The sequence below is a fragment of the Rhizobium halophilum genome, from assembly GCF_021648825.1.
In the GTDB taxonomy this organism is placed as follows: domain Bacteria; phylum Pseudomonadota; class Alphaproteobacteria; order Rhizobiales; family Rhizobiaceae; genus Neorhizobium; species Neorhizobium halophilum.
This window is the reverse complement of the sequence record NZ_JAKJHS010000001.1, coordinates 378,794-395,814: the sequence shown is the minus strand read 5'-3', so window position 1 is coordinate 395,814 and position 17,021 is coordinate 378,794. Positions and strand designations below refer to the sequence as shown.

Genomic DNA, 17,021 nt, shown 5'->3' with positions numbered 1-17,021 from the left:
GCAGGACGAACATGAACCTCACGCCGAGAGAAAAAGACAAGCTGCTGATATCGATGGCCGCCATGGTTGCGCGGCGCAGGCTGGAGCGGGGCGTCAAGCTGAACCATCCGGAGGCCGTTGCTCTCATCACCGATTTCGTCGTCGAAGGTGCGCGTGATGGCCGTTCCGTCGCCGAACTCATGGAGGCGGGTGCCCATGTGATCACCCGCGATCAGGTGATGGAGGGGATTGCCGAGATGATCCACGACGTGCAGGTGGAAGCGACCTTCCCGGATGGGACAAAGCTCGTCACGGTGCATGAACCGATACGTTAAGAAAGTGGGAGATCGATTCATGATCCCGGGCGAAGTCATTGCTGCAGAAGGTGAAATTGAGCTGAATGCCGGGCGGCCGACCGTTGTGGTGGAAGTTGCCAATACCGGCGACAGGCCCATCCAGGTCGGCAGTCACTACCATTTCTTCGAGACCAATGAGGGGCTTTCTTTCAATCGCCAGACGGCACGGGGAATGCGGCTCGATATTCCCGCCGGCACCGCCGTACGATTCGAGCCGGGGCAGACACGGCAGGTGACACTGATCCCGCTTGGCGGCGACCGACGCGTCTACGGCTTCCAGCAGAAGATCATGGGAGCACTTTGAGTGTTGAAGACATTGCTCACACTCCTGATGTGCGGTTGCGTGCTCCTGACGGAGGCTCCCGTTTCTGCGCAGGACGATCCGGAGGTCGACTGCGAGAAAGCGGTGACGCAGATGGAGATGACCTTCTGCGCCGAGCAGGATTTTGCCGAAGCGGATGATCGACTCAATGCCCAGTACAAGCTGACGCGCGAGGCAATGAAGGATTGGGATTCAGAGGCGGACGGCCTGGACCTCGGGAGTGCCGCAAATGCTCTCCTTGCGTCACAGCGGGCATGGCTTGCCTTCCGCGACGCGCAGTGTGCCTTCCATGGCTATCAGGCACGAGGTGGAACTATGGAGCCTATGCTCATCTACGGCTGCCAGGCTGAACTAACGCGGCAGCGAACGCAGCAATTGAAGGAACAGACGGATCTTATGGGCGGCAACTGACGCGCAGCCCGGCTGGTTTAACATGCCCATTTTCAGAGAGCTCACTGATGCCCCACAAGATGTCCCGCGCCGCTTACGCCTCCATGTTCGGCCCAACCGTCGGCGACAAGGTGCGGCTGGCCGACACTGAACTCTTCATCGAGGTGGAAAAGGATTTCACCACCTATGGCGAGGAGGTGAAGTTCGGCGGCGGCAAGGTTATTCGTGACGGCATGGGGCAGAGCCAGGCGACCCGGGCCGAGGGTGCGGTCGATACGGTGATTACCAACGCGCTGATCGTGGACCATACCGGGATCTACAAAGCCGATGTGGGTCTGAAGGACGGGCGAATTCACGCGATCGGCAAGGCCGGCAACCCGGACACGCAGCCGGGGGTGACGATCATCGTCGGCCCCTCGACGGAGGCGATTGCAGGTGAAGGCAAAATCCTGACCGCCGGCGGCATGGACGCGCATATCCACTACATCTGCCCGCAGCAGATCGAAGAAGCGCTGATGAGCGGCTTCACCTGCATGCTGGGCGGTGGCACGGGGCCAGCACACGGAACGCTCGCCACCACCTGCACCGGCGCATGGCACATCGAGCGGATGATCGAGAGCTTCGACGCCTTCCCGATGAACCTCGCGCTCGCCGGCAAGGGCAACGCTGCGCTGCCGAAACCATTGGAGGAGATGATCCTGTCGGGAGCCTCGTCGCTGAAGCTGCACGAGGACTGGGGGACGACGCCGGCCGCGATCGACAACTGCCTCACCGTCGCCGATGAATATGACGTCCAGGTGATGATCCACACCGACACCCTGAATGAATCCGGCTTCGTCGAGAATACGGTGGCCGCGATCAAGGGCCGCACGATCCACGCCTTCCACACGGAAGGGGCGGGCGGTGGTCACGCGCCGGACATCATCAAGGTCTGCGGTCAGCCGAACGTCATACCGTCCTCCACCAACCCGACACGGCCCTATACGGTTAATACGCTCGCCGAGCACCTCGACATGCTGATGGTCTGCCACCACCTGTCGCCGTCAATCCCGGAGGATATCGCGTTTGCCGAAAGCCGCATCCGCAAGGAAACCATCGCGGCGGAAGACATCCTTCACGATATTGGCGCCTTCTCGATCATCTCGTCGGACAGCCAGGCCATGGGCCGCGTCGGCGAGGTGGCGATCCGGACCTGGCAGACCGCCGACAAGATGAAACGCCAGCGCGGGCGGCTTGCCGAAGAGACGGGCGAGAACGACAACTTCCGCGTCCGCCGTTACATCGCCAAATACACGATCAATCCGGCGATCGCCCACGGCGTCTCGCATGAGATCGGCTCTCTCGAAGTCGGTAAGCGTGCCGATCTGGTGCTCTGGAACCCGGCCTTCTTTGGTGTAAAGCCGGAGATGATCCTGCTCGGCGGCTCGATTGCAGCCGCCCCGATGGGGGATCCGAACGCCTCCATCCCGACGCCGCAGCCGATGCACTACCGGCCGATGTTTGCAGCCTATGGCAAGCTCCGCACCAATTCCTCCGTCACCTTCGTTTCTCAGGCGTCGCTCGATGCCGGGCTCGCCCAGCGTCTCGGCGTGGCCAAGAAGATGGTGGCGGTGAAGAACACGCGCGGTATCTCCAAGGCCTCGATGATCCACAATTCGCTGACGCCGCATATCGAGGTCGACCCGGAGACCTATGAGGTTCGTGCCGATGGCGAGCTGCTCACCTGCGAGCCTGCCACCGTGCTGCCGATGGCGCAGCGTTATTTCCTGTTTTGAGGCATTATCTGCATGCAACGCATTACCGCATACCATCACGCCGGCGTCATCACCGATCCCCCGATCGACACGATCGCGCTGCCGCACGACCTGCGCCATTTGAGGCGAAAGGTGCTGCATCTGTCGAACGGCGAGATGGTGATGCTCGACCTGAAGGAGCCGGTGCTTTTTGCCGATGGGGACCGGCTGATCCTGGAGGACGGCAGCAATGTCGCGATCGCGGCGGCTTCCGAAAAGCTGTTCGAGATTACCGCTAGAGATCGCCTGCATCTCACCGAACTTGCCTGGCATCTCGGTAACCGGCACTTGTCGGCGCAGATCGAGGTGGAGCGTATCCTCATCCTGCGCGATCATGTCATCCGCAAGATGCTGGAAGGGCTCGGCGGGACCGTGACCGAGGTGGAGGAGCCGTTCCATCCCGTCCGCGGCGCCTATCACGCCCACGGCGGACATTCTCATGGGCACGACCATCACCACGTGCATGGATAGCCATGATGGCTGAGGCGCCCCGAACACAGGCGTTGCTTCGCCTGATGGCATGGATGTCCCCTGCCTTCCCGATCGGCGGCTTTGCCTGGTCCGGCGGGCTGGAGCGGGCGGTGCATGATCGGCTTGTGCAGGACGCCGGGGAGCTGCAGTCCTGGCTGGAAGCCCTGCTGCGGCACGGCAGCTTTTGGAACGACGCCGTCCTATTCGCCGTGGCCTGGCGGCGGCATCAGGACCCTGAGGGGCTGGCGGAGCTTTCCGAACTGGGACTGGCGCTTGCCGGATCGGCCGAACGCAATTTCGAGACGCTGTCCCTCGGCAAGGCCTTCGCCACCGCGGCAGCCGCCTGGCCTACGCCGGTGCTGGAGCGTCTGCCGGCTGACGTGCCGTTCCCGGTTTCCGTTGGCGCCGTTGCCGCCGCGCATGGGGTTCCGCTCGAAGATGCGCTGGCGGCTTACCTGCATGGGGCGCTGTCGCAGGCCGTCTCTGCCGGCATCCGCCTCGGTGCCTGTGGGCAGATGCATGGCGTTGCCATTCTGGCGGCGCTGGAGGCGGAGATCGGTGACGTTGCCCGGAGTGCCTGTGGAGCCACTCTGGATGATCTGGGAACCGCCGGAATTCAGGCAGACATTGCTTCGCTAAGGCACGAAACACAGCATTCCAGGCTCTTCCGCTCCTGAGGGACGAGCCTTCGCAGACGAAAGGACAACCCATGAAATCGCAGAACGGTCCGCTTCGCATCGGCATCGGCGGCCCCGTTGGATCGGGCAAGACGGCGCTGACGGAAAAGCTGTGCAAGGCCATGCGCGACGAGTACTCGGTCGCGGTGGTGACCAACGACATCTATACGCGCGAAGACGCCGAGGCGCTGGTGCGGATGCAGGCGCTTTCCTCCGACCGCATCGTCGGCGTGGAAACCGGCGGCTGCCCGCACACGGCAATTCGTGAGGACGCGACGATCAATCTGCAGGCGATCGCGGGCTTAAATGAACGCTTTCCGGACCTCGATATCGTCTTCATCGAATCCGGCGGCGATAATCTCGCCGCGACCTTCTCCCCGGACCTGGCAGACCTCACCATCTACGTGATCTCCACCTGCCAGGGCGAGGAAATCCCGCGCAAGGGTGGCCCCGGGATCACGCGTTCCGACCTTCTGGTGATCAACAAGAAGGACCTGGCGCCTTATGTCGGTGCCGATCTCGATGTGATGGATCGCGATGCCAGGCAGATGCGGGAGGCAAGGCCGCATCTCTTCACCGACCTCAAGCGCGGCGATGGCGTCGATCATGTCGTCCGCTTCCTGAAGGAGAACGGCGGCCTCTAGACGTCGCGCAGGGCGTTGACGTCGCCGATCTGGACGATGCGCCCGCGTACGGTCACGCCGACGCGGCGAAGCGAGGAAAAGGCGCGCGAGAGCGCTTCCGGCGCAAGTCCCAGCATGCCGGCAAGCAGGCTCTTCTGGAACGGCAGGCGGAGCGAGGTGGCGCCGCCATCGACCGGACAATGCTTCAGCAGATATTCGGCCACCCGCTGCTGGGCGGTGTGCAGGCGATCGTTTGCGACGCATTCCATCGTCGTCAGCAGGTGCTGCGACAGGCAACCCATGATCGCCTTGGCAACATCCGGCGCCTGTTCCGCCAGCGCCCGCACCGCGCGGATGTCGAAGCGGGCGAGCGTGGCGTTTTCAGCCGTCTGGATATTGAATGGCTAGGTGTCGTCGCCAAAGATCAGGCATTCGGCAAAGGTGTCGCCGGGACCGCAGATGCGGATGTCCGCTTCCCGACCTTCGCGGTTGAGGCGATAGAGGCGGACATAGCCGGACAGCACGCAGTAGAAGTAGTCTGCGGCTTCGCCCTCGCGAAACACAACGTGGCGGGCAGGGACGCTAGCGATCGTCGCCGCATTCAGCATCTTCACCAGCGAGTCGCCGCCGAGCGATGTCATGAACGGCGTGCGCACCAGAAGGGCCTTGTCCCGGCTGTTCACTTTCAGGCTCTTGTTCATCTGGACCGTCGGTGTTTCCATTGGCGCATCCGGCTGTTTCAGAGACCGGTCATGACGGGAATGTAACAGCCGCGGCGACAGAGCCTTTTGACATCGATCAATTGCGCCGACGTGCAACGCAAAAGGCCGGGCTTTCACCCGGCCTTGAACATGTTTCTGATCGCTTGAGTCGCGAAACCGCTACTCTGCCGCCCAAGGGGTGAGCCGCAGCACGTTCGACCCCTGCTCTCCCTTGTCGCGCTCTTCGCCCGCGCCGTTCTTCTTTTCGATCGAGGTGATCCGCTCCTCCAGCGTGTCGATCGACCGGGAGGTCTCCTTGGCATGCCGCGTGAGCTGTTCGGAAGAAAGCGTCTCCGCTTCCTCTTCCTTGCTGCCGAAGAAACGGCCGAAGATGCGGCCGAGAAGCTGGGACAGATCGTCCATGATCAGGAAGAAGGCCGGCACGACCACCAGCGACAGAACGGTCGAGACGATGATGCCACCAATCACGGCGATCGCCATCGGCGCGCGGAACGAGCCGCCTTCGCCGACGCCGAGTGCCGAGGGCAGCATGCCGGCAGACATGGCGATGGACGTCATGATGATCGGCCGGGCACGCTTGCGGCCGGCTTCCACCATGGCATGAACCCGCTCCATGCCATGACGGCGCATCTCGATGGCAAAATCGACCAGCAGGATGGCGTTCTTCGTCACGATACCCATCAGCATCAGAATGCCGATCAGGACCGGCATGGAAAGCGAGTTCTGCGTTACGATCAGGCCAATCGCGACGCCCCCGATGGCGAGTGGCAGCGAGAACAGGATGGTGAACGGCTGGATCACGTCCTTGAACAGCAGGATCAACACCACCAGTACCAGCAGCAGGCCGAGCAGCATGGCATTGCCGAAGCCCTGGACCATTTCCGCCTGGACCTTGGCGTCGCCGCTTTCTGCAAGCCGCACGGTGGGCGGCAGTTCGGTCTCGCTGACGATACGCTTGAACTCTTCCGTTGAGGTGTCGAGCGCCGTGCCGAACGGCACGTCGGAGCCGATCGAGACGACGCGGCTACGGTCGTAGCGCTTGATGGAGCTCGGTCCCTCCGAATAATCCACGTCCGCGACGCTGTAGAGCGGCACGGTATCGCCGCTCGCGGTCTTGATCTTCATCGCCTGGATGGCCGCCAGATCGCGCCGCAGATCCAGCGACGCCTGTGCCCGGATAGGGATCTGCCGGTCGTCAATCGACATCTTCGGCAGCTGAGCGTCGATGTCGCCAATGGTCGCGACGCGAACCGTTTCGGAGATCTGCTGCGGCGTGATGCCGAGGCGGGCCATCTCGTCCTTGCGCGGGCGGATCTGCAGTTCCGGTCGGGGCAAGGCACCCTCCGAACTCACGTTCGCGAGGATGGGAGACGTACGAAGGTTCGACTCCAGGCGGCTGACGGCGAGGTTCAGATCCTCTTCGCTGGACGCAAGGAAGTTGAAGCTGAGTTCGCGCTCGCCGCGGTCGTTTAGTTTGGAGATTCGTACGTCGGGAATGCTCCGAACCTTCTCAAAAAGTTCGCGTTCCACCTCCCATTGTGGACGCGTACGCCCGGGGTCGGGTACTTTGGGGATCAGGTCGCCGAGCACTGGGATCGAGCCGAGCCCCTTGTTGACGAGCGTCTTGAAGAGCGAATGGTCGATGTTTTCGAGGATGACGCGGACGGTGGCGCGGCGCAGTTCGAGGTCGCCCTTCGGTGAGGCGCCGCCAAGAACGAAGACGCTTTCGACGCCTTCCAGGTCGCGCACGGCGGCGTAAATCTGATCCGTCGTTGCTGCCGTCTCGTCCAATGTCGCATTTGGCGGCAATTCGACCGACAGCACGATGCGGGATGAATCTTCCGGCGGCAGGAAGCTGCCGGGGACCTGGGCCAGAAGCGCAAGCGAACCGATGAGGAAGGCGATCGCGCCCAGCAGCGTCGCATAGCGCATGTACCACTTGCTGGTGGTGCCGGTGACGAGACGGGTATAGGCCTTCATCAGGCGGCCGTCATTGTCGTGGTGATCGTCGATCGCGTCTTCGGCACGCATCCAGTAGGCGGCCATCAATGGCGTGATGAGACGCGCGACCATCAATGAGAAGAATACCGAAAACGCAACGGTCAGGCCGAACTGGATAAAGTACTGTCCCGGAATGCCCGGCATGAAGGAGACCGGCACGAAGACGGCAATGATGGTGAAGCTGGTTGCAATGACGGCAAGACCGATTTCGTCTGCGGCCTCCAGTGCTGCCCGGTAAGGTGTTTTGCCCATCTTGATGTGACGGGCGATATTCTCAATCTCGACGATAGCGTCATCGACAAGAATACCCGTTGCGAGCGTCAGAGCCAGGAAGCTCACGAGGTTCAGTGAGAACCCGAGAAGATCCATGACCCAGAAGGTCGGGATCGCCGAAAGCGGCAATGCAACCGCGGCAATCAAGGTCGCGCGCCAGTTCTTCAGGAACAGCATCACGACGATAACCGCCAGCAGCGCACCCTCCATCAATGTGTGCAGCGCCGCCTCATAGTTACCATAGGTGAAGTAGACGGAGTCATCCACCATTTCGATATTGACGTCGGGATGGGCGGCGCGGACACCGGTCAGGCTTTCTTCAACGGTTTCTGCAACCGAGACCTCGCTCGCGCCCTTGGCGCGGAAGACCGCGAAGGTGACCGAGGGAACGCCATTGAACCGAGAGAAGGACCTCTGTTCCTCGTAGGTATCGGAGATCGTGCCGAGCTCCGACAGCTTGACGAAGCGGCCGCCGGTGAGGGCGATGGTGGTGTCGGCTAGCTGCGTGACGGTGCGAGCGTCTCCAAGCGTACGGATGGTCTGTTCGTTGCCGGCGACCTGACCGCGTCCCGACCCCAGATCGACGTTGGTACCGCGAAGCTGGTTGTTCACGTCGACGGCAGTGATGCCGTAGGCGTCGAGCTTATCAGGATTGAGTGCGACGCGGATCTCACGATCGGCGCCACCATAGCGATCGATACGGCCGATGCCGGGCTGTCCCTGCAATTCGCGCTTGATTACGTCGTCGACGAACCATGACAGCTCTTCCAGCGTCATGTTCGGAGAGGACACCGCAAACGTCTGGATCGCCTGCCCCTCGACATCGATCTTCGAGACGATAGGCTCTTCTGCACTTGCCGGAAGGTCGCTGCGGATACGGTCGATCGCATCCTTGGTATCCTGGACTGCCTCGTCCGTCGGCTTTTCAATGCGAAACAGCACGACCGTCTGCGACTGCCCGTCTGTCACCGTCGAGGTGATCTCGTCCACGCCGCTGATGGAGGCGACAGCGTCCTCGACCTCCTTGGTCACCTGCATTTCCAGTTCGGCAGGCGAGGCGCCGCTTTGGACGACGGTGATCGAGACCACCGGCACGTCGATGTTCGGGAAACGGGTGATTGGCAGGGAATAGAAGGACTGCAGCCCCATGAAGAGCAGCAGCGCAAAGCCGAGCAGCGGCGCGATCGGATTGCGGATCGACCAGGCGGAGAAGTTCATCTTGCGTCCTCGCTCAGTTCGAAGCAGCCGGTTGTGCGGTCACCGGAGCAATCCGATCGCCGTCACGCACGAAAGCGCCAGCCTTTTCGACAACCAGATCACCGGCCGTCAGGCCGCCGGCAACTTCGACGAAGCCGCCATCCTGGATGCCGGTCTCGATTTCCACCTGCCGGACGACGTTGTCTTCCACCTTGCGCGTGAAAGAGCCGTCGCGGCCAGAGGTAACGGCCGAAAGCGGCAAGGCGAGGGCGGTCTTCTGATCAACGATGATCTCGGCGCTCGCATACATGCCGGCGCGTGCGCCGCTCTTTTCGTCGATCGCGATGCGGACATAGCCAAGCCGGCTGACCGCATCGACAGTAGGGGAAACCAGCCGGACTTCGCCTTCGACAGTATCTGCACCGCCTGCGATCGTCATCTGTGCCTTTTGACCTGGCTCCACCTTCCGGATGCTCGTCTCGGAAAGATCCGCAACAAGCTCCAGTGCGCCATCTTCTATGACGGTGAACAAGGGTTCGCCCGCACCGCTGGCTATGGCGCCAACCTTGGCATTGCGGGCCGAGACAATACCTGCGACCGGGGTCTTCACGTCCGTCCGTGCCAGCCTCAGATCGATCTCGGCGATCTGACTTTCAACGACCTCGATGTCCGCCTGGCCAACGGCAACCGCCTGCTTTGCTGCCTGGAGCCGCGCCTGCGCCACTTCCGCCGCAGCGGTGGCCTGCTCCACCTGGGCAGCGGTGCTGGTCCCGGAGCCCTGGAGGCGTGTTGCCCTGTCCCGCTGGCGGACCGCGTCGTCGAGGTTGGCCTGCGCCTCGATCACCTGCGCCTCGTACTGCGCAAGCCCGGCTTCCGCCTTCGCCTTGTTTGCCTGCAACTGGCTCTTCTGCAGGATCAGCGTATCATCATTCAGCGTCGCCAGGACCTGGTCTGCCTCGACGCGGTGGCCAACCTCTACCTTCAGTTCCCGAATAGAAAGTCCGTCGACCAGCGGCTGCACGTAGATCTCCTGGACCGGGCGAATGGTGCCGGTCGCTAGAACGCGATCGATCAGCGGCCTCTCGACCGCCTCCGTCACGATGATCGAGGGCAGCGTCGGTTCGCGCGCGGCCTTCCCCTCGTCCTGCGCAAGCACAGGAACAGCAAGGGCGAGAAGGGCAGCCGGGATGAAACCGGCAAGATTAACGTGCTTGCGAAGCATGCGAGATCGATTCCAGAAGAAGTGATGAGCGGTGTCAGGTTCCTGTTGTTCGGGATCCCGGACCCTCTAGGCCTACATGATGTTCACTTGGGAGCCAATCAGCACGGTTACAAGATCAGCTTCCGGCGTTTCATCCGTTGGACCCTTTTTACGTGCCCAGGCCGCACAAATCAATCGGCAGCGGTTATGGGAGATACGAGTTTTCGTTATGTATTACGTAAATGCGCGGCTGCTAAGCCGCGCATTTCTTTGCATATTACAGTATACTTGAGTCACTATTGCATGGCGGCGTCGGTGATCTCGGTCGTATAGGCGCCTTCCGGCTCCTTGGTGATGATGTTCTGGTCGAGCAGTGCCTTGGCCGTCCGCTCGTAGACGGCCGGATCCAGCTTGCCCGTCGCATCGCCGATCAGCTTGGCGACCTCGTCCATCATCCGCTTCTGGTGGTTTTCGTCCTGGCCGCCATTGTCCATGACGATCTCCGCGGCTTCATCAGGGTTTTCCATGGCATATTTCCAGCCCTTCATGGAGGCGCGGACGAATTTCACCATGTTCTCCTTGAATTCGGGATCGGCAAGCTTGTCCTCCAGAACGTAGAGGCCGTCTTCCAGTAGATCGTTACCCATTTCGGTATAGTTGAAGACCACCAGGTCCTCCGGCTTGAAGCCGGCATCGATCGCCTGCCAGTATTCGTTGTAGGTCATGACCGAGATGCAGTCCGCCTGCTTCTGGACGAGCGGCTGGACGTCGAAACTCTGCTTCAGGACGTTCACGCCATCCGCTCCGCCTTCGGTGGATAAGCCAAGTTTGTTCATCCAGGCGAAGAAGGGGTATTCGTTGCCGAAGAACCAGACGCCAAGGGTGTGGCCCTTGAAATCCGCCTCCGTCTGAATCGGCCCGTCTTTCGGGCAGATGAGCTGCAGGCCCGATTTCTGGAACGGCTGGGCGATGTTGACGAGCGGAACGCCCTTCTCGCGGGCGACGAGCGCGCCGCCCATCCAGGCGACGATCACGTCGGCGCCGCCGCCGGCGATCACCTGTTCCGGCGCAATGTCCGGACCGCCGGCCTTGATCTCAACGTCGAGGCCTTCGTCTTCATAGAAGCCCTTCTCCTGCGCCACGTAATAGCCGGCGAACTGCGACTGGGCGACCCATTTCAGCTGCAGGGTAATGTCGGCGGCCATGGCCGCCTGCGCTGCCGCAAGCGATATTGCGCCCGCCATCAATGTCATAAGGATATTTCTCATTGTTCTTATCCTTTCCCTCTGAGGTTCTACCGCCCTGCATCGTTGCGGAAGGCAGAAACGTCTAGCCACCACGGTTAGACGGATGCCAGAACGTCGTCGCCAGTTCGACGAGCGCCACGACGCCATAAAAGACCGATCCGATAAGCGCCGCAACGGCGATCTCCGCCCAGACCATGTCGACGTTCATGCGGCCGATCTCGGTCGAGATGCGAAAGCCCATGCCGACGATCGGCGTGCCGAAGAACTCCGCCACGATCGCGCCGATCAGCGCCAGGGTGGAGTTGATCTTGAGCGCGTTGAAGATGAAGAGCATGGCGGCGGGCAGGCGCAGCTTGACGAGCGTCTGCCAGTAGCCGGAGGCATAGGAGCGCATGAGGTCGCGCTCCATGGACCCGGAAGCCGATAATCCGGCGACGGTATTCACCAGCATGGGGAAGAAGGTCATGACAATCACGACGGCGGCCTTCGACTGCCAGTCGAAACCGAACCACATGACCATGATCGGTGCCACGCCGATAATGGGAAGCGCCGACATGAGGTTGCCAATCGGCAGCAGGCCACGCCGCAGGAAGGAGATCCGGTCGGCGAGGATTGCGACCGCGAAGCCGGCGGCGCATCCAACCACGTAGCCGAACAGCACGGCCTTGAAGACGGTCTGTCGCACGTCCGCCGCGAGGATCGGCACGGAGCTGACGATCCGGTCCCAGATCGCCGACGGTGGAGGTAGCAGAATGAAGGGAACGCCGGCACCGCGGGTGATGGCTTCCCACAGGATGAGGACCCAGGCGCCGAAGATCGCCGGGATCAGCAGCCGCAGTGCCATCATGGTCTGCCGGCTAGACGGCCGGATTTCCGCCAGTTCCGAAATGCACCGCCAGCCGAGGAGCCAGCTTGCCGCGATCAGCAGGAAGTAGGACAGGCTTGCATTGCCCTCGTTTCCTGACATGCCGCCGATCAGCAGCCAGGCAGCGGTATGTGCCGTGACGAACAGGATCAATGCCCTTGCCGCCCGGCTGATACGCATGAAGCAGGCGAGGGCGCCAACCGCGATCAACAGCAGGACGCCAGCGGTCCCTGCGGCAGCGAAGGGTGTCGATGCATCCGTCGCGAGCAAAGGCAATCTGACAAGTGCGAGAAGACAGAGAAGAAGGGCAATGCTGCCCTGCCAGGAGCGGAGGAGGTAGGTCATGCCGGCCTCACTCCCATTCTCCGGTCGATCAACCGGGCGCCGATTCCGACGATCGTGACCAGTATGACGGCCAGCAGGGACCCCGCGATCAGGGCGGCCCACATGTCGATCGTCTGACTGTAATAGGAACCGGCAAGCAGCTTCGATCCGATGCCGGCAGCGGCGCCGGTGGGTAGTTCTGCCACGATCGCTCCGACGAGGCTCGCTGCGACCGCGACTTTCATGGAGGTGAAGAGGAAGGGCATGGAGGCAGGCACCCGAAGTTTCCAGAAGGTTTGCCACCGGCTGGCATTGTAGGTGCGCATCAGGTCGAGCTGGATGATGTCCGGTGAGCGCAGGCCCTTCACCATGCCGACGGCCACCGGGAAGAAGGACAGGTAAGTGGAGATCAGCGCCTTCGGGATAAGACCCGTCACGTTGATCGCCGCCAGCACCACGACCACCATCGGCGCAATGGCCAGGATCGGCACTGTCTGCGAAGCGATGATCCACGGCATCAGGCTGCGGTCGAGCGCCTTCACATGCACGATGCCGACCGCGATCAGGACACCGAGCAGCGTTCCGAAGGCGAACCCTGCGAGCGTTGAGGAGAGCGTGACCCAGGAATGATAGACGAGGCTGCGATTGCTGCTCACCTTGCGCAGGAAGGTGTTCTCGAAGACATTCTGCGCCACCTGGTGCGGTGCCGGTACGATCGGCTTTGGCTGCGACAGCGTCTTGGCGATGAATTCCATGGTCGTGGAGGTGACGTCGCCGCGCCGGTCCAGATCGCGCTGGAAAGGCGCGTTCATCCAGACCGCGGCTGCGTACCAGATCACAATGATGGTCGCGACGATGGTCAGAACGGGGCCGATGCGGGAGGCGAATGTCTCACTCCTCATAGCTGTGCCCCGCCCTCAGTCCCTCCCGCACGCGATGGGCGATCTCCAGGAATTCCGGCGTCTCGCGGATTTCCAGGGGCCGTTCACGCGGTAGGGTTGAGTGGATCACGTCGGTCACCCGGCCGGGCCGAGGCGACATGACGACGATCTTGGTGGAGAGGTAGACCGCCTCCGGGATCGAGTGGGTGACGAAGCAGATGGTCTTTTCCGTTGCCGCCCAGAGCTTGAGGAGCTGTTCGTTCAAGTGGTCGCGGACGATCTCGTCGAGAGCCCCGAAAGGTTCGTCCATCAGCAGCAGGTCGGCGTCGAAGGCGAGCGCGCGGGCGATGGAGGCACGCTGCTGCATGCCACCCGACAGCTGCCACGGGTATTTTTTGCCGAAGCCTGTCAGGTTAACGAGGTCGAGCGTGCGTTGGACGCGCTGCTTCTGCTCGGTTTTCGAATAGCCCATGATCTCGAGCGGCAGGACGACGTTCTTCTCGATCGTCCGCCAGGGATAGAGCGCTGGGGCCTGAAAAACATAGCCGTAGCAGCGCGACTTGCGCGCCTCCTCCGGCGTCATCCCATTGACGGTGATCTCTCCCGCCGTATTCTTCTCCAGGTCGGCGATGACCCGTAGAAAGGTGGTCTTGCCACAGCCGGAGGGGCCGATGAAGGAGACGAAGTCTCCCTTTTCCACCTCCAGGTCGACTACGGACAGCGCGTGCACCGGTCCGTCACTGGTCTGGAAGGTGAGGCCGAGTTTCCTGGCCGAGACGACGGAGGAGGCAGAAGCATTCATGGGATGCGGCCAGTCATGAGTTCTGTGGATGCGAGAATGCGAGCGCGTGTTATGATCTTGGGCGAAAGGGCGCCAGGCGATGCCGGCCACCGGTCAAGGGAGGAAGTCCATGGACGCATCACCAAAGCCCACCTGCCGGATCGTGAAGCCCGGCGCCACCTATGACGGCAAGCAGGGGCTCAGCTACTTCGAAGGCATTGCGGCGGAGACCGTCGGATCGACAGGCATCTGCATGCACCTCCTGACCATTCCGCCGGGCGGGCGCGCCAAGGCGCATCTGCACCAGAGCCACGAGACGGCAATCTACATGCTCTCCGGCTCGGCCCACGCCTGGTACGGCGACCGGCTGGAGCACCACGTCGTCGTCCATGCCGGAGAACTCTTCTACATCCCCGCCGGCGTGCCGCATCTGCCGGCCAATCTCTCCAACACCCCCTGCACGGCGATCATCGCCCGGACAGATCCCAACGAGCAGGAGAGCGTTGTGCTCCTGCCGGAACTGGATGCGCTGGTGGAGATTTGAGGCTATCTGCATAGTGCCAGCGGCCCCCACTGCGAACCGTCATCGATGTTGAGGACGTAGCTCTCCGGTTCCACCAGCTCGATCTCGATCTCAAACGGCGCCAGATCCTCGGTCCATCCTTCTTCCTCGCATTGTGCCGTGACGTCGAAGCCTTTGTCGCTTCTGGGCCTGACGTCGAGGAACCTGCAATGGGCAACGGCCGTAGTGACGGCGTCTTTCGTCAGTAGAAAGAAGTCATCCGAGCCGGAGCTTTCGCCGCGAAGCGCATACGCGCAACCTTCAATGTTGCCGTAGCTTCCGGTGATCGGTAGCTCCGCGGCCACTGCCGTTCCGCCAAGGAGCACGCAGGCCCCAGCGATCGTGATCGGACGGCGAGTGGGAGAGGTCATCTCAAACCCCGCTCGCCGGAATGCCGGTGCGCTCCACCTTGCGCGGCGCCGTCAGTTCCTTCCAGGTCGAGAGTGCCTTGTTGACCGCCTGGAAGGGCTCGCGCTTGACGAACTTGCCGTGGCCTTCCTGCGTCTTGACCGTACTCTCCTCGATGGCGACGACACCGCGGGTCAGCGTGTAGCGCGGCAGGCCCGTGACCTCTTTGCCCTCGAAGACGTTGTAATCGATCGCCGATTGCTGGGACTTCGCCGAGATCGTCTTGGAGCGCTTCGGGTCCCAGACGACGATATCGGCGTCCGCGCCGACGAGGATCGCACCCTTGCGGGGGTAAATGTTGAGGATCTTGGCGATGTTGGTCGAGGTCACCGCAACGAACTCGTTCATGGTAATCCGGCCTGTCGCGACGCCATAGGTCCAGAGCATCGGCATGCGATCTTCCAGCCCGCCGGTGCCGTTCGGGATCTTGCGGAAGTCGCCGACGCCGGTGCGCTTCTGGTCTGTGGTGAAGGCGCAATGATCGGTCGCCACGACCTGCAGCGAGCCGGAGGCCAGGCCTGCCCAGAGACTGTCCTGGTGCTGCTTGTTGCGGAAGGGCGGGCTCATGACCCGGCGGGCCGCATGATCCCAGTCCGTGTTGAAATATTCGCTTTCGTCGAGCGTCAGGTGCTGGATCAGCGGCTCGCCGTAGACGCGCATGCCGTTCTGCCGGGCCCGGCGGATCGCCTCGTGCGCCTGTTCGCAGGAGGTATGGACGACGTAGAGCGGAACACCCGCCATGTCGGCGATGATGATGGCGCGGTTGGTTGCCTCGCCTTCGACCGAGGCCGGGCGCGAGTAGGCGTGCGCCTCCGGCCCGTCATTGCCCTCATCCATCAGCTTCTGCTGCACGGCGGCGACGACATCGCCATTCTCGGCATGGACAAGGGGCAGGGCGCCCAGCTCGGCACAGCGCTGGAAGGAGGCGAACATCTCGTCGTCGTTCACCATCAGCGCGCCCTTGTAGGCCATGAAATGCTTGAAGGTGTTGATGCCGTGGTTCAGCACCACCGCCTTCATTTCATTGAAGACCTGTTCGCCCCACCAGGTGACGGACATGTGAAAGGAGTAGTCGCAATTGGCGCGGGTCGACTTGTTGTCCCACCGCTTCAGCGCGTCGAGCAGGGACTGGCCGGGGTCGGGCAGGCAGAAGTCGACCACCATGGTCGTGCCGCCGGCAAGGGCCGCGCGCGTGCCGCTTTCGAAGTCGTCGGCGGAATATGTGCCCATGAAGGGCATTTCGAGGTGGACATGGGGATCGATACCGCCCGGCATGACATAACAGCCGGTCGCGTCCAGAACCTCGTCGCCGAACAGGCTGGGGCCGATCTCGACGATCTTGCCGCCATCGATCTTGACGTCGGCCTTGTAGGTCAGGTCGGCGGTGACGATGGTTCCGTTCTTGATTACTGTGGCCATGGTTGTTCCCCTTATCGTGTACCGCAGTCAATCACCCGAGATGGAGGACCTCAGGGACTGAACATCTCGGGTGGTGATCGTTGTATTCCGGTTTTGATGTGGAGGCGGCGATCATAGGGCAGCCTCCCGCTGTTTGAGATCCTTCATCATGAGCAGGCTGTGGGGGTTTTCTTCATAATCAGCGAAGGGGCCGCAAGAGCGGTAGCCGAGGGTTTCATATAGGCGGACCGCTTCGATGTTCAGAGGACCGGTCTCGAGATAGAGCCGGCCGACATGCCGCGTGGCCGCCAGAGCCTCAAGTTCGGCCATTATTTTCGGCCCACACCGTGGCCGCGTGCATCGTCATGGACGAAGATACGCTTCAGTTCTGCGCTACCATCCCCGAACCACTTGATGCCGCCGCAACCGACCGCCTTGCCGTGCAGTCTTGCTACCAGAAACGAAATGTCCGGGCGTGACAGGGCCTCCAGATCAACCGCAAAATTGCTTTCTGGCGGATAAAGCGACGCCATATAGTCGTCGGAAAGCC

The 17,021-nt window shown here is 62.0% G+C and carries 16 protein-coding genes and 2 pseudogenes; 8 read left to right on the top strand and 10 right to left on the bottom strand.

What is annotated here, in order from left to right; translation table 11 throughout:
* Positions 1-11 precede the first annotated feature (11 nt).
* The 7 genes from LXM96_RS02055 to ureG are packed head-to-tail and all read left to right on the top strand — an operon-like array spanning position 12 to position 4,632.
* The gene (locus tag LXM96_RS02055) at positions 12-314 is read left to right on the top strand and encodes an urease subunit gamma (RefSeq protein ID WP_239996642.1); all 303 of its coding nucleotides are present in this window, start codon (positions 12-14) and stop codon (positions 312-314) included.
* 19 nt (positions 315-333) lie between these two features.
* Positions 334-639 carry an urease subunit beta gene (locus LXM96_RS02050; protein WP_239996640.1) on the top strand — a complete coding sequence of 102 codons (306 nt, stop codon included), beginning with the start codon at positions 334-336 and terminating at the stop codon, positions 637-639.
* A gap of 27 nt (positions 640-666) precedes the next feature.
* Positions 667-1,068, top strand: coding sequence for a lysozyme inhibitor LprI family protein (locus LXM96_RS02045; protein ID WP_262913485.1), 402 nt, complete (start codon positions 667-669; stop codon positions 1,066-1,068).
* Positions 1,069-1,115: 47 nt separating this feature from the next.
* Positions 1,116-2,822 carry an urease subunit alpha gene (gene ureC / locus LXM96_RS02040; RefSeq protein ID WP_239996631.1) on the top strand — a complete coding sequence of 569 codons (1,707 nt, stop codon included), beginning with the start codon at positions 1,116-1,118 and terminating at the stop codon, positions 2,820-2,822.
* Positions 2,823-2,834: 12 nt separating this feature from the next.
* Positions 2,835-3,311, top strand: coding sequence for an urease accessory protein UreE (gene ureE, locus LXM96_RS02035; protein WP_239996630.1), 477 nt, complete (start codon positions 2,835-2,837; stop codon positions 3,309-3,311).
* A 5-nt stretch (positions 3,312-3,316) separates the two neighbouring features.
* A complete protein-coding gene (locus LXM96_RS02030; protein ID WP_239996629.1) occupies positions 3,317-3,988 on the top strand; it encodes an urease accessory protein UreF in 672 nt (223 codons plus the stop codon).
* 32 nt (positions 3,989-4,020) lie between these two features.
* A complete protein-coding gene (ureG, locus tag LXM96_RS02025) occupies positions 4,021-4,632 on the top strand; it encodes an urease accessory protein UreG (RefSeq protein WP_239996628.1) in 612 nt (203 codons plus the stop codon).
* On the opposite strand, the pseudogene LXM96_RS02020 reads toward ureG, so the two are convergent.
* The 7 genes and pseudogenes from LXM96_RS02020 to LXM96_RS01990 form a co-directional block, all read right to left on the bottom strand.
* Positions 4,629-5,312 (bottom strand): annotated as a pseudogene (locus LXM96_RS02020) (Crp/Fnr family transcriptional regulator). The gene ureG and the pseudogene LXM96_RS02020 overlap by 4 nt on opposite strands.
* Positions 5,313-5,492: 180 nt before the next feature.
* Positions 5,493-8,825, bottom strand: a complete 3,333-nt coding sequence (locus LXM96_RS02015) for an efflux RND transporter permease subunit (RefSeq protein ID WP_239996626.1) — start codon at positions 8,823-8,825, stop codon at positions 5,493-5,495.
* Between the two features lie 13 nt (positions 8,826-8,838).
* Entirely contained in the window at positions 8,839-10,026 is a 1,188-nt protein-coding gene (locus LXM96_RS02010; RefSeq protein WP_239996623.1) for an efflux RND transporter periplasmic adaptor subunit, read from the bottom strand.
* Positions 10,027-10,301: 275 nt separating this feature from the next.
* On the bottom strand, positions 10,302-11,273 hold the full coding sequence (locus LXM96_RS02005; RefSeq protein WP_239996622.1) for an ABC transporter substrate-binding protein: 972 nt from the start codon (positions 11,271-11,273) through the stop codon (positions 10,302-10,304).
* A gap of 61 nt (positions 11,274-11,334) precedes the next feature.
* Complete coding sequence (locus tag LXM96_RS02000) at positions 11,335-12,462, bottom strand: ABC transporter permease (RefSeq protein ID WP_239996620.1); 1,128 nt, start codon at positions 12,460-12,462, stop codon at positions 11,335-11,337.
* Positions 12,459-13,343 carry an ABC transporter permease gene (locus LXM96_RS01995; RefSeq protein WP_239996618.1) on the bottom strand — a complete coding sequence of 295 codons (885 nt, stop codon included), beginning with the start codon at positions 13,341-13,343 and terminating at the stop codon, positions 12,459-12,461. Before LXM96_RS01995 ends, LXM96_RS02000 begins: the two co-directional genes overlap by 4 nt.
* Complete coding sequence (locus tag LXM96_RS01990; RefSeq protein ID WP_239996617.1) at positions 13,333-14,124, bottom strand: ABC transporter ATP-binding protein; 792 nt, start codon at positions 14,122-14,124, stop codon at positions 13,333-13,335. Before LXM96_RS01990 ends, LXM96_RS01995 begins: the two co-directional genes overlap by 11 nt.
* Positions 14,125-14,233: 109 nt before the next feature.
* Between LXM96_RS01990 and LXM96_RS01985 the strand changes: the two genes are divergently transcribed.
* The gene (locus tag LXM96_RS01985) at positions 14,234-14,647 is read left to right on the top strand and encodes a cupin domain-containing protein (protein WP_239996615.1); all 414 of its coding nucleotides are present in this window, start codon (positions 14,234-14,236) and stop codon (positions 14,645-14,647) included.
* A 2-nt stretch (positions 14,648-14,649) separates the two neighbouring features.
* Here LXM96_RS01985 and LXM96_RS01980 read toward each other — a convergent pair whose 3' ends face one another.
* The 3 genes and pseudogenes from LXM96_RS01980 to LXM96_RS21815 all read right to left on the bottom strand — a co-directional run bounded on the left by LXM96_RS01980 (position 14,650) and on the right by LXM96_RS21815 (position 17,004).
* A complete protein-coding gene (locus LXM96_RS01980) occupies positions 14,650-15,036 on the bottom strand; it encodes a hypothetical protein (RefSeq protein WP_239996614.1) in 387 nt (128 codons plus the stop codon).
* 1 nt (position 15,037) lies between these two features.
* Complete coding sequence (gene hydA, locus LXM96_RS01975) at positions 15,038-16,492, bottom strand: dihydropyrimidinase (RefSeq protein ID WP_239996612.1); 1,455 nt, start codon at positions 16,490-16,492, stop codon at positions 15,038-15,040.
* Between the two features lie 111 nt (positions 16,493-16,603).
* Positions 16,604-17,004, bottom strand: a pseudogene (locus LXM96_RS21815) (GNAT family N-acetyltransferase).
* Positions 17,005-17,021: the final 17 nt, after the last annotated feature.